At 52.8% G+C, this 12,918-nt stretch carries 11 protein-coding genes; all 11 read right to left on the bottom strand.

Features of this window, described 5'->3' with window-relative positions:
* Positions 1-97: 97 nt before the first annotated feature.
* The 11 genes from dnaE to rseP are packed head-to-tail and all read right to left on the bottom strand — an operon-like array spanning position 98 to position 12,918.
* Complete coding sequence (dnaE, locus tag H7F08_RS02560) at positions 98-2,530, bottom strand: DNA polymerase III subunit alpha (RefSeq protein ID WP_319803958.1); 2,433 nt, start codon at positions 2,528-2,530, stop codon at positions 98-100.
* Positions 2,527-3,129, bottom strand: coding sequence for a ribonuclease HII (locus H7F08_RS02565; protein WP_193639760.1), 603 nt, complete (start codon positions 3,127-3,129; stop codon positions 2,527-2,529). The genes dnaE and H7F08_RS02565 overlap by 4 nt, the downstream gene beginning before the upstream one ends.
* A gap of 41 nt (positions 3,130-3,170) precedes the next feature.
* A complete protein-coding gene (gene lpxB, locus H7F08_RS02570; RefSeq protein ID WP_319026050.1) occupies positions 3,171-4,289 on the bottom strand; it encodes a lipid-A-disaccharide synthase in 1,119 nt (372 codons plus the stop codon).
* Positions 4,290-4,302: 13 nt separating this feature from the next.
* Positions 4,303-5,412, bottom strand: a complete 1,110-nt coding sequence (locus H7F08_RS02575; protein WP_193639762.1) for a DegT/DnrJ/EryC1/StrS family aminotransferase — start codon at positions 5,410-5,412, stop codon at positions 4,303-4,305.
* 48 nt (positions 5,413-5,460) lie between these two features.
* Entirely contained in the window at positions 5,461-6,402 is a 942-nt protein-coding gene (locus H7F08_RS02580; RefSeq protein ID WP_193639763.1) for a Gfo/Idh/MocA family protein, read from the bottom strand.
* A complete protein-coding gene (gene lpxA, locus H7F08_RS02585; protein ID WP_024893488.1) occupies positions 6,399-7,181 on the bottom strand; it encodes an acyl-ACP--UDP-N-acetylglucosamine O-acyltransferase in 783 nt (260 codons plus the stop codon). Before lpxA ends, H7F08_RS02580 begins: the two co-directional genes overlap by 4 nt.
* Entirely contained in the window at positions 7,178-7,627 is a 450-nt protein-coding gene (gene fabZ / locus H7F08_RS02590; RefSeq protein WP_024893489.1) for a 3-hydroxyacyl-ACP dehydratase FabZ, read from the bottom strand. Before fabZ ends, lpxA begins: the two co-directional genes overlap by 4 nt.
* A complete protein-coding gene (gene lpxD, locus H7F08_RS02595; protein ID WP_193639764.1) occupies positions 7,617-8,681 on the bottom strand; it encodes a UDP-3-O-(3-hydroxymyristoyl)glucosamine N-acyltransferase in 1,065 nt (354 codons plus the stop codon). Before lpxD ends, fabZ begins: the two co-directional genes overlap by 11 nt.
* A complete protein-coding gene (locus H7F08_RS02600) occupies positions 8,681-9,211 on the bottom strand; it encodes an OmpH family outer membrane protein (RefSeq protein WP_010638804.1) in 531 nt (176 codons plus the stop codon). Before H7F08_RS02600 ends, lpxD begins: the two co-directional genes overlap by 1 nt.
* Positions 9,212-9,229: 18 nt before the next feature.
* Positions 9,230-11,566: an outer membrane protein assembly factor BamA gene (bamA, locus tag H7F08_RS02605; RefSeq protein WP_193639765.1), complete on the bottom strand. Its 2,337-nt coding sequence runs from the start codon at positions 11,564-11,566 to the stop codon at positions 9,230-9,232.
* Positions 11,563-12,918, bottom strand: a complete 1,356-nt coding sequence (gene rseP / locus H7F08_RS02610) for an RIP metalloprotease RseP (RefSeq protein ID WP_193639766.1) — start codon at positions 12,916-12,918, stop codon at positions 11,563-11,565. The genes bamA and rseP overlap by 4 nt, the downstream gene beginning before the upstream one ends.

Below are 12,918 nucleotides of genomic sequence, written 5' to 3' on the forward strand. Positions count from 1 at the left end.
GGAGCCATTTTTGACCTGATGGAAAAATTTGCGGAATATGGTTTCAACAAATCCCATTCTGCCGCCTACGCTCTGGTTTCCTATCAGACAGCTTATCTCATTGCACGCTGGGCGGGGCAATGCGCAGTCCCATGCGCTGACATTCGGTAATCATCGCCACGACCTTGTCGGTATGGTCCATATCCGCAGTCAGTACTGCCGCCATGAAAAACTGGGGATAATGGGCCTTGAGATAAGCTGTCTGATAGGAAACCAGAGCGTAGGCGGCAGAATGGGATTTGTTGAAACCATATTCCGCAAATTTTTCCATCAGGTCAAAAATGGCTCCTGCCTGATCGGGTTGCAGGCCATTTTTATGGGCGCCCTCCAGAAAAATACTGCGTTGTTTGGCCATTTCTTCGGGTTTTTTCTTGCCCATGGCGCGGCGCAGCAAATCGGCACCCCCCAGGGAATAGCCCGCCAGAACCTGCGCCGATTGCATGACCTGCTCCTGATAAACAATGACGCCGTAGGTTTCCTTGAGGATGGGTTCGAGATTGGCGTGCAAATAACTGACCTGGGCCTTGCCATGCTTGCGGGCAATAAAGTCGTCCACCATGCCCGACTGCAAAGGACCAGGACGAAACAGGGCGACCAGGGCGACAATATCCTCAAAAGTATCGGGTTGCAGCCGCCGCACCAGATCACGCATGCCCGATGATTCCAGCTGAAACACGGCCACGGTTTCCGTGGATTTCAGCAGAGCAAAAGTCTCTGGATCATCAAGTGGGAGTTGCTGAATATCGAGAGGCGCAACGCCCTCCGTGATGGCAGCGGCATTAATCAGTTTCACCGCCATGTCAATAATGGTCAGAGTGCGCAAACCCAAAAAGTCGAATTTTACCAGACCCATTTTTTCGACATCATCCTTGTCCAGCTGGGTCACATTACCACCGCCACCGGAACTGTCCGTAAATAGCGGCAAACGATCCGCCAGCGGCTCTGGAGAAATGACAACCCCCCCCGCATGGGTGGAAGCATGGCGAGGCAATCCCTCCAGACGTAAGGCAATATCCAGAAGATCACGCACATCGTCTTCTTCGGTCTGGCGGCGCCGCAACTCTTCGGACTCTTCCAGGGCTTTGGCCAGGGTCATGCCCAAATCACCGGGCACCAGCTTGGCGAGCTGATCCACAAACCCGTAGGGCAGTCCCAGCACCCGGCCAACGTCCCGGACTACCGCCCGCGCCTTCATGGTTCCAAAGGTAATGATCTGACCAACCCGTTCGCGGCCATATTTTTCAGCGACATACTGAATGACCCGGTCGCGCTGATCCATACAGAAATCCACGTCAAAATCGGGCATGGAAACCCGTTCAGGATTCAGAAAGCGTTCAAAAAGCAGGCCATTGCTGATCGGATCGAGGTCGGTAATCCCCAGGGCATAGGCCACCAGAGAACCGGCGCCCGAACCACGTCCGGGTCCGACTGGAACCCCGTTATTCTTGGCCCATTGGATAAAATCCGCCACAATCAGAAAATAACCGGGGAAACCCATTTGCTGGATCACCCCCACTTCACGCAGCAGGCGTTCATGGTAAGGCAAGCTGCCTTCAGCCCGAATCCCCAAGGCATTCAGACGCGCCTGCAACCCTTTCTGAGCCGCTTCATGCAGATATTCATCCACAGACTGACCCTCAGGAATGGGATAATCCGGCAAGGCGTATTGGCCCAGCACCAACTCCAGATTACAGCGTTTGGCAATTTCTACCGTGTTGTCACAAGCTTCGGGTAAATCCGCAAAAAGTGTCCGCATTTCCTCTGGATCCGGTAAACGGTGTTCGGCGGTAAATCGTCGCGGCCGACGTGGATCATCCAGGGTCAGCCCTGCAGAAATGCATTGACGGGCATCAAAAGCGGCAAAATCGGCGGCATCCAGAAAATGGGCATTATTGGTAGCCACCACCGGCAAATCCAGCTTTTCGGCCAGCCCGAGGGTTGCTTGCAGCAGACTTTCCTGATCTTTTTCGCCATTCCGTTGCAGTTCCAGATAAAAGCGTTCGGGAAACCAGTCTGCATAGCGTTTTGCCAACAGTTCAGCCTGCGCATGATCGCGGCGCAGCAAAGCCCGACCGATTTCACCCTGCCCCGCTGCGGAAAGGGCAATTAATCCATCACTGGCCTGCTGCAACCATTCGGCGGCAATTTGCGGGCGGCCCTGCTGATGTCCCTCCAGATAGGCGCGACTCAACAGACGGCTGAGATTGGCGTAACCGGTTTTGTTCATGCACAACAAGATCAGGCTGGCGGGGCGGTCTGCATCGCCCTCATCGTGGACCCAGATTTCACTCCCGATCAGTGGTTTCACGCCCTGACTGCGGGCGGCGTTATAAAACTTCACCAGAGCAAAAAGATTACCGTGATCCGTAATCGCCACTGCCGGCATATTTTTTTCGGCACAGCGCTTGGCCAGCGCCTTGACCGGAATAATGCCATCCTCCAGCGAATATTCGGAATGCACATGAAGATGGACAAAAGTCGGTTCACTCACTGCTTTGCCTCCCAGGCTTGATCCACCGGACCAAAACCACGTCGATGCAGCGGACAAGGTCCATATCGCTGTAATGCCTGCATATGGACTGCGGTTCCATAACCCATGTGCCGGGCCAAGCCATAATGCGGATAATAAGCATCCAATACCTGCATGGTCTGATCTCTCGCCACCTTGGCGAGAATACTGGCCGCTGCAATAGCATCTACCCGACCATCACCGCCCACCAGAGTCTCAACCTGCCAGCACGGCGGTGACTGGTTACCATCCACAGCTATACGCTCAGGACGCACTGGCAGAGCAGCAATAGCCCGGGACATGGCTAGTAAAGAGGCCTGTAAAATATTGTAGCGCTCAATTTCCCACACTGCCGCCCAGCTCAACGACCAGGCCCGCGCCTCCTGCCGAATTCTGACAGCCCATTGCAGGCGGGCCTTGGCGGTCATTTTCTTGGAGTCGTTCAGGCCGTACAGAGGTTCACGCAAAATCACCGCCGCCGCAATGACCGGACCGGCCAGTGGACCACGACCGGCTTCATCCACACCCGCGCACGAGGGGCCCCAGTGTTCCAAAACCGGAGATCTTCTGGCTGTACTCATTCTCAATTATTCATGCCACTGGCCATTTTTGGATTTACCAGTCATAAAAGCATTTTCCGCAAAACCTGTTGCAACGCCTCTGCGGAATCCCCCTGCAACAAGTCACGTATCTGCTTCAGGCGCTGAACTTGTTTATGACCGGCATCGGTAAACAAGGGTAACAGAGCTGCAGCGACTTGTCCGGGTTTAAAGGCATCCTGCAAAAACTCCGGATAAACAGACTCCTTGAGTAAAATATTGGGCATGGCCACAAAAGGGGTTTTAACCAGGCGCCGCGCAAAAGCGTAGGTCAGCGCATTCAGGGCATAAACCACTACCGCCGGACGTTCCATCAGTGCGGTTTCCAGGGTCGCCGTTCCGGAAGCCACCAGTACCACATTGGCGGCTGACAGTACCGTGCGGGTTTGGGCAATAACCACCAGAGCATCACAGGGGCCTGCTCCATGTTCCCACTGACGCTTCCAGGCCGACGCCAGTTCATCACGAGCCAGAGCCACGACAATTTTCAACCGGGGCATCTGCTCGCGCAGCAAACTTGCGGTTTGCGCATAACGGCGGGAAAGTTTTTCCAGCTCACCACGCCGGCTGCCGGGCAGCAAGGCGAGCACCTGATCCTCCGCCGCGAGCCCCAGAGCCGCCCGAGCAGTCAAACGATCGGGTGCAGCAGTAGTCTGTGCCAGCAAAGGATGGGCCAGAACCTGCACCGGAACACCGGCTTCGGCATAAATGGGCACTTCGAAGGGAAAAAGCACCAGCATTTGATCAACAATCTGCTTGATTTGATGAATGCGCTGCCCGCGCCAGGCCCAAATCTGCGGCCCCACCACATAAAGAACGCGAATGCCCAGTGCCTTGGCAGCTTTGGCAATGCGCATATTGAATGCTGGGTGATCAATCAGAATGACACAAGTGGGCCTTTCTTTTTTCAGATGCGATACAACCTGATGATACAGTCGGCGTAGCGCCCCATAATGGCGCAGAACCTCAACCAGACCGATGATGGCAAGTGGTTCCCCGTCGGCAATATTTTCAACGCCGGCGGCCTGCAAACGTGAACCCACTACTCCTGACCAATGTAAATCCAGACCAGCAGCAGTCGCATTTTCCATGATTTCCAGTCCGAGATTTTCTCCGGAACGCTCTACAGCAAGGATAAACACCTTGCCCAACGCTTTAATCCTTCAGCGTGCGGCGAATCACCTCTGCCACCCGGGCAACCTGCGCCTCTTGCAGCTCGGGAAACATGGGCAAGGACAAAACCCGCTCGGCCAGATTGTCCGCTACCGGACAATGGCCTTGAGGCTGATCACCAAACATTTTCTGGCGATGGCCGGGAATGGGGTAGTAAATGGCGCTGGCAATCTGCTCAGCCTGCAAGGCGGCTTTTACCGCATCCCGACCTTCCAGCTGAATCGTATATTGGTGGTATACATGCTGATAAGCTTCTGGTGCATGGGGTAACTGCAGATCCAGGCCCGCCAGATGCTCGGCATACCAGGCAGCCGCCTGCTGACGACCCGCATTAAAAGTAGAAAGATGCGGAAATTCCGTGCGCAAAATCAATGCCTGCATTTCATCCAGACGACTGTTATAACCCAACACATCATGATGATAAGTCTGCCATGAACCATGATTGCGCAAGCCCCGTAATTGTTTTTCCAGTTCCGGATCATTGGTCACCACCATGCCGCCATCACCAGCACCGCCAAGATTTTTGCTGGGGAAAAAGGAAAAACAGCCGATATCACCAAAGCTTCCCACCGCACGCCCATGAATACTGGCCCCGATAGCCTGGGCACAATCTTCAATGACCTTCAGATGATACTGTTGCGCCAAAGACATGATAGCGGGCATATCGGCAGGCAGGCCATAAAGATGCACTGGAATAATGGCTTTTGTGCGGTCGGTGATGGCCGCTTCAACAAGTGACGCGGTCAGCACATAATTTTGCGGGTCCACGTCTACAAAGACCGGCTTTGCCCCCACGTAAAGGACCGCTTCTGCCGTAGCAATAAAGGTGAAGGTAGGCACAATGACTTCATCCCCCGGCCCAATCCCCAAAGCACGCAGAGCCAGCAACAATGCATCTGTTCCCGACGCACAGCCTACCCCATGGGCTACGCCACAAAGTTGGGCCACATCCTGTTCCAGAGCACGACCGTGTTCACCGAGAATAAAACCCGCCTGATCCAGAATTTTTCCCAATCCGGCAAGAATTTCTTCACGCAGTGGCTGAAAATGCGCGCGCAAATCGACCATGGGAATGGCTGTACTATAACTCATGTATTGATATCCTGTTTAGAAATTCATTCACTGGGTCTGGCCCATCCCTCATCGGGAAAGAAAACCATCCACCGCCTTGCGTACTTGCAGTGCTGCCGCCAATACCCGGCGACCCGCCATACCATCACAAAATACCGGAGATTGACGCAGCACCGCACCCAGAAAATCTTCAATTTCTGCGGCCAGGGCATCGGTTTTAGCCAAATTGACGGCTTCATCCCGAACACCGGGAATACCTGGCACGGCGCCTTCTCCGCGATGGTAAATGTGCAGGGTATTCTGGATAAAATCCACAGAAGCGTAACGGTCCTGCCAGAAAATCCGCAAGCGCCGGGCCGGTTCGCGAACCACCCGGGAGGCCGCAAGGTTCGCCACGGTACCGTTACTGAGAGTAATCCAGGCATTGGCCATGTCGGCCTTGTCGGTCACCGCAGCAACGCCTACCGCGCGCACATCAACAGGTTCGGCCTCGGTCAACAATAAAGTCAGATCAAGATCATGAATCATGAGATCCATGATGACATCAATATCCAGAGAACGGGGCTTGAACGGTGCCAGACGCTCTGCCTCCAGGTAACGCGGGGCGCCATAACCCGCCTGACGCAAATAGCGAATGGCTGGATGCACTCTTTTGATATGCCCCACAGCCAGAACCAGTTGACGTTCCTGAGCCAGGGCAATCAGGGCGTCTGCTTCCGGAATATCCAGCGTGAACGGCTTTTCAACCAGGCAATGCACTCCCGCACGCAGTGCTTCTTCAGCAACCTCATGATGGGTTGAAGTTGGGGTCGCTATGGATATGGCTTCTACTGAAGCCAGCAGCTCAGGAATACTGGCAAAAGCCCGACAGCCCAGTTCCCGGGCCACTTCAGCAGCACGATCGGGATTGGCGTCATAAATGCCTTGCAGATCGGACACATTGGCATATTTCTGGGCATGAAAACGACCCAGATGACCCACACCGATCACGGCTGTTTTGAGATTTTTCATGGTCGGGTAATTCCGCGCTTGCTGTTCTGGATGAAGTCCAGCAAATGGGCGATTTCCGGGGCATCAAGACCGCGCTGGCGCACCTCTTCCATAGCATCATCCAGTCGTTGCCCGGAACGGAACAAAATCCTGTAAGCGCGTTTGATTTGCAAAATGGTCTCGCGGGAAATGCCACGCCGAGCCAGACCACGCACATTAATACCATGAAGACTGGCATGGTTCCCGGCAGCCATCATATAAGGTGGAATATCCAAAGGTGCCATGGTACCCCCACCCAAAATGGCATGTGAACCTATGCGTGCAAATTGATGTACGGCAGAAAGGCCACCCAGAATGGCATGATCTTCAATGCAGACATGTCCGGCCAGAGTCGCCGCATTGGCCATCACCACCTGATCGCCGATGCGGCAGTCATGCGCCACATGACAATAGGCCATGAGCAGATTATGGCTACCAATCCGCGTAACACCGCCCCCCTTTACCGTGCCGCGATTCACCGTCACAAATTCCCGCAAGGTATTGTGCGAACCAATTTCCAGTGCCGTAGGCTCGCCCTGGTAACCTAGATCCTGAGGAGCTGTCCCCACTGAAGCAAACTGAAAAATATGATTATGGCTGCCTATCCTGGTCGGACCTTCCAGTACCGCATGCGCACCGATCTGACAATGAGCGCCCAGCTCGACGTGAGCACCAATCACTGCGTAAGGACCAATTTTACAATCGGCACCCACAATAGCACCTGAATCAACAATGGCCGTAGGGTGAATATCCCTAGTCATGGAGCGGTTTCCCGAAGTGTCGCCATCAACAGGGCCGAAGCCACCTCATGACCATCCACCAATGCCTGGGTTTCCATTTGCCACATTCCCGAGCGACGCCGGCTGACGTTAGCCAGCAGTTCCAGGCGATCGCCTGGAGTGACCGGTTTGCGGAAGCGGGCTTTATCAATACCGGCAAAATACACAGCAGCATTTTCACCATATTTATCTTCCGAAACAAAAGCCAGTAGAGCAGCAGCCTGGGCCAGGGCTTCAATAATCAAAACCCCTGGCATGACGGGCATAGCCGGAAAATGTCCCTGAAAAAAGGGCTCATTTATAGTGACATTTTTGATCGCACGCAATGATTTCCCTACTTCCACATGCAGCACACGGTCCACCAGCAAAAAAGGATAGCGATGCGGTAATCGCTTCATAATATCCTGAATATTCAGTTCACTCTCCATGAAATGGCTCTCCGTCAGTTGATGCTTGGTGCGCAGAATTTTTTTCCAGATTTTTTACCCGCCGAAATAAGGTATCTAGCCCGTCAAAGCGGGCAACAATGCGCCGCCATCGCGTAATTTCATGGGCAGGGACCACTCCCGAATAAACCCCCGGGCTGCGTAACGAATGGGTAATAGCACTTTGTCCGGCAATCACGCAGTTATCCGCTATTTCAACATGGCCGGTAATGCCAACCTGCCCGCCAATCCGGCAATGGCTGCCAATACGGGTACTGCCTGCTATTCCCGTTTGGCCGGCAATAACGGTATGCGCGCCTATTTGTACATTATGGCCGATTTGTACCAGATTATCGATCTTGACCCCGTCGGCAAGGATCGTATCGTTCAGAACACCACGATCAATACAGGTATTGGCACCTATCTCCACATCATTGCCAATCAGTACCCCGCCTATCTGGGGAATTTTCAGATATTTTCCGTTTTCTTCCGCAAACCCAAAACCATCGGCACCAATGACCGCACCCGCGTGGACAACACACCGTTCGCCAATGCGGCAACCAGAGTAGATTTTCGCACCCGGATAAACATGGGTGCCCGCCCCTATCTGAACGTCAGCGCCCACAAATACCCCTGCCTCAAGCCAAACTCGGGCCGCGATCTGTGCCCCCGCCTCCACCTTGACGAAAGCATCCATGCGTACCTCAGGATGGATCTGTACATTCCGATCCAGTTGAGCGCTGTGATGAATACCCGGTTCAGATCGGGCCACAGGAAACAGGTACTGCATGGTTTTAGCAAAAGCCGCATAGGGGTTTTTGACAACAATGCAGTGCCCAGAAAAATCATCAGCAAATTCAGAACTGAGGATAACAGCACCAGCCTTACTGGACTGCAAACAGCTGCGCAGGCTGCTCGCCTGGAAAAAAGTAATATCCCCAGCCTCGGCAGTATCCAGAGGTGCCATGCCGGTAATCAGATATTCCGCATCACCGCGTACTTCTCCAGCAATGTGTTGTGCCAGATCCTGAAGACGATGTACGCTGGCTGCCCTCATTATTTTTTACCTGTGGACTTTGCCGCACTCATCGTGCTGTTCATCGCTGCCACCACCTGCCCGGTTAAATCAATGGCACCACTGACATATAACACCGACTTGTCATTGAGAATGACCGTATAATGCCCGGCACGGCCAATTTGACTGACCACTTTGACCAGTTGGGTCTGAATATTCTTGAGGATCTGATTGCGTTGATAGTTGAGCGTATCCTGAGCCTGGCGCTGAAATTGCTGAAGACTGAGAATCATGCTTTGCAATTGAGCTTCGCGATCCTGTCGCTGGGCATTACTCAAATGTGGAAAATCTTTTTCCAGCGATTTCTGAAAAGCATCTATCTGTTGGCGCTTTGCTTCTATTTCCTTTTGCTTCGCCTCCACCTGCTTATTGAGGTTCGCCGCGCCAACCTGCGCTTCCGGAAGCTCGCGCAGGGCTTTATCAAGATCGACAAAGCCAATTTTCATGGGATCCGCCAAGGCTATCCCGGCAAACAGCAACAAACCCAGACCCAGAAGTAACTGACGCATCATACCCATCTCACCGGGGCATCAGAAGTTATTACCCACAGTGAACTGCAGGGGTTGGGTAAGATCTCCCGGCTTTTTGTCCAGAGGAATTGCCAGAGACAAACGCAGAGGCCCGAGAGGACTGATCCACAGAAAGCCTACGCCAGCTGTTGTCCGCATCTCACCCAGACTGGGGAAATAACTCGTACTGTTCGCACCGCCGAGATAAGACTGCACCCCATAAACCCAACCGCTGGCGGCAAACAGAGACATCCGGAAATTATGGTTATCTTCCAGACCTGGTAACGGAAAGTACAAACTGGCGTTAAACAATAATTCTCGTGTGCCTCCGACGGGATAACCATCAATTTGTTCGCCCAGGGAATATGTCTGGTAACCCGGCAAGGTCGTGGGGCCACCCAAATAGTAGTTATTAAAGAAAGGAACTGGTTTGCCACCATAACCGTTTATGAAACCATATCGCCCGCTGAGCCCGCCGGTTAACCAGGAGGTAATGGGATGATAATAGTCAGCCTTGACTTCGGCCTTATACCACTTCAGTTTTCCCGGAGGAACAGCCGCTTTCAGATCCAGGCTGCCATAAAACCCCTTGGTCGGAAATATGGGCGAGTTGCGGCTGTCATAAACGAGGCTATTACCTACAGTGACAGCGCTGGCCGTATTCCCGAAAGTATTTACGTAAGAATTATAAATTTGCGTGCTGTCTGAAGTCAGATTAATAGTTGTATTACTGTAGCCCAAGGACATATAGTCATAGACATACTGCATGATGGGTATGCCCAGCGTACCCGTAGCGCCGTAGTCAATTTCCTGATACGGCGCAACAGCAAGGCTGGAAAGATTGGTATCATTCCGATAAAGATTAACACCCAGACTGATACCATCCGGAGTAAAATAAGGATCAGTATAAGATAGGTTGAATGCTGTGCCCAAACCGCCCACGTTGGCCGAAAAAGAGAGCGCATTTCCAGTACCCATGAAATTGTTCTGGCTGATGGAACCATTGAACAAAATACCCTGCGCATTGGAGTAACCCACACCCAGGCTAAAACTGCCAGTTGGCCGCTCACTGACATGCACATCCAGATTCATCTGATCAGGATGACCGGGAACCGGAACCGTTTTAGTTTCGATTTTATCGTAAAAACCGGTCTGCTGGAGCCGCTCCTTGGAACGCCTGATCTGCGCACCATTATAAAGAGATCCTTCCATCTGCCTGAACTGACGCCGGACTACATAGTCACGACTGCGATCATTGCCGGTAATTTCAATGCGGCGAATGTATACTTTGCGCCCTGGGTCCACTTCAAAATTCAGTGCTACCTCGCGGGTTTTTTCATCTACCGTCGGCACCGGTGTGGTATTGGCAAAAGCATAGCCCAGATCACCCAGCTTGTTGGCAATGGCACTGTTGGTGTCGTTGATTTTTGCCCGGGAAAACACTTCGCCGGGATGGATTTCAACCAGTTTTTCCAGCTCTGGCTTGGGAATCACCAGATTCCCCGTCAAATTCACCGACTTCACATGATAAACCGGTCCTTCATGCACATTGACCGTAATATAGACAAAACGACGATCTGGTGTGACCTGTACCTGATTGGATTCAATATCAAAATTCAGATAGCCGCGATCCAGATAGAAATTGTGCAGGGCTTCCAGGCCCTTCATCAATTTTTCCTGAGAGTAACGATCATTTTTAGTAAAAAATGAAAAGGCGTCAGGGGCACCAATATCGAAAAGTCCACGCAGACGGCTTTCACTGAAAGCGTGATTACCGACTATGGTCACCTGCTTGATAGTAGCCTGTTCTCCCTCATTGGCATCCAGATAAATAGCTACGCGGTTACGTGGGAGTTTATCCACCTTGGCATGAATTTTCGCATTGTAATAACCCATGCCCTCATACTGCTGCTGAAGCCCATGTACGACCTCGTCAAGCAGGGACTGATTGAAAATATGGCGGTCCACCAGACCGATGCCTTTCAGGGTTCCTTCCACTTCTTTTTTGGAAAAGGCCTTGATGCCGTGCGTCTTGATGCTGGCAATGATCGGACGTTCCTGGACGACCACCAGCAAATTGTCATCCGAGCGGGCGATAGTTACGTCCTTGAAAAAACCAGTAGAGTACAGATCTTTAATCGCCTGCTGCGCTTTCTGGTCATCTACTTCTTCCCCGATATGGATGGGCAGGTAGTTATAGACCGTTCCAGGAGCAATGTGCTGCAATCCTCTTATCTCTATGTTTTTCACAGTGAAGGGTGTAAATGCCCAGGCTGGAGCCGTCCAAACGGCCGCCAAACAGGCAATACCCGAGGCAAGAACCAGAGGCGAAGGTGAAGTCAGGCTGAATTTTTTCACGGAGTCATCAATCTCGTAATATCGTTGTAGAAAGCGAAGGACATCAGCATCAGAAGCAGCACTATACCGATCTGTTGGGCTTTTTGCACCACCGCCGGCGAAAGCGGCTTACCCCGTACCATTTCCAGGGCGTAAAACACCAGATGACCACCATCGAGTATGGGAATAGGGAGCAAATTCAGGACCCCCAAACTGATGCTAACCAAAGCCAGAAAGGACAGAAAGGGCGCCACGCCCGCCTGAGCCGACTGCCCCGCATATTCGGCAATGCTAATAGGCCCGCTGATATTATTCGGCGAAACAAAACCCTGCACCATCCGAACCATCATCTCCACCGTCATCCAGGACATCTGCCAGGTACTGTGCGCACCATAGATCAATCCCTCAAGTGGCCCCCGCTGGCGTATAACGATGAGATCCTTGGGCAGGGGCGCCATGACAATACCGATCCTGCCAATCGCTTTACCCGCCTTGTCGAGAAACATTTGTGGTTTGATCTGAATGGTTTTACTGATCCCCGCAGCCGTCCGGTAAGTCATCTCCACCGTTTTGTCTGGATGCGATTCAATGTGACGGGCCAGACTCTCCCAGCTCGGGACAGGATGATGATCAATGCCGGTAATACGATCACCGGCAACCAGTCCTGCCTGAGCGGCCGGACTTTTGGCTTCGACCGCTCCCACAGTTGCTGGCAGGTAAGGCTCCATTCCGATGATCTTGCCAACAAAGTCCGGCCCCACCGAATCTGCCTTCAGGCTTTGCAAAGGCAGAGTATGTGTTGACAACCTGCCCTGCTCGGTAGTCTCAAGGTGTGCGGGCACCCGGGCAATGGCCGCCGACAACAAACCCATACGCATTTCTTCCCAGGTATATACCTGCTGCCCGTTCAGGGAGGTAATGCGTTGACCCGGCTGCAAATGGGCCTGAGCGGCCAGAGAATGATCATTCACCAGACCAACAATGGGAGCCAGCCCGGGAATGCCAATCCAGGCAACTCCGGCATAAGCAATGATGGCGAAAAGGAGATTGGCAGCAGGGCCAGCCAGGGCAATGAGAAAGCGTTTGCCGGGAGCCAGCCGCTCAAAAGCCCGGGAACGCTCTTCAGGCATTACTTCTTCACCGGCCTGTTCACCGAGCATTTTGACGTAACCACCCAAAGGTAACGCAGCGATGACATATTCGGTGCGATCCTTGCCCCAGCGCCGACTGATCAAAGCAGGACCAAAGCCGATGCTGAATTTCAGCACCTTCACGCCCATGAATTTGGCGACCCAGAAATGTCCGGATTCATGAATCAGCACCAGAATGCCAATTGCGAGAATAAAAGCGCCTATGGTTTCGAGTATGTGCAC

Source organism: Acidithiobacillus sp. HP-11 (assembly GCF_015100075.1).
GTDB classification, from domain to species: Bacteria; Pseudomonadota; Gammaproteobacteria; order Acidithiobacillales; family Acidithiobacillaceae; genus Acidithiobacillus; species Acidithiobacillus thiooxidans.

What these genes read in the sequence shown, in the direction of transcription:
- H7F08_RS02565 (WP_193639760.1), bottom strand. Translation starts at nt 3,129, where the DNA reads ATGAGTACAGCCAGAAGATCTCCGGTTTTGGAACACTGGGGCCCCTCG.
- H7F08_RS02575 (WP_193639762.1), bottom strand. Translation starts at nt 5,412, where the DNA reads ATGAGTTATAGTACAGCCATTCCCATGGTCGATTTGCGCGCGCATTTT.
- H7F08_RS02580 (WP_193639763.1), bottom strand. Translation starts at nt 6,402, where the DNA reads ATGAAAAATCTCAAAACAGCCGTGATCGGTGTGGGTCATCTGGGTCGT.
- lpxA (WP_024893488.1), bottom strand. Translation starts at nt 7,181, where the DNA reads ATGACTAGGGATATTCACCCTACGGCCATTGTTGATTCAGGTGCTATT.
- fabZ (WP_024893489.1), bottom strand. Translation starts at nt 7,627, where the DNA reads ATGGAGAGTGAACTGAATATTCAGGATATTATGAAGCGATTACCGCAT.
- lpxD (WP_193639764.1), bottom strand. Translation starts at nt 8,681, where the DNA reads ATGAGGGCAGCCAGCGTACATCGTCTTCAGGATCTGGCACAACACATT.
- H7F08_RS02600 (WP_010638804.1), bottom strand. Translation starts at nt 9,211, where the DNA reads ATGATGCGTCAGTTACTTCTGGGTCTGGGTTTGTTGCTGTTTGCCGGG.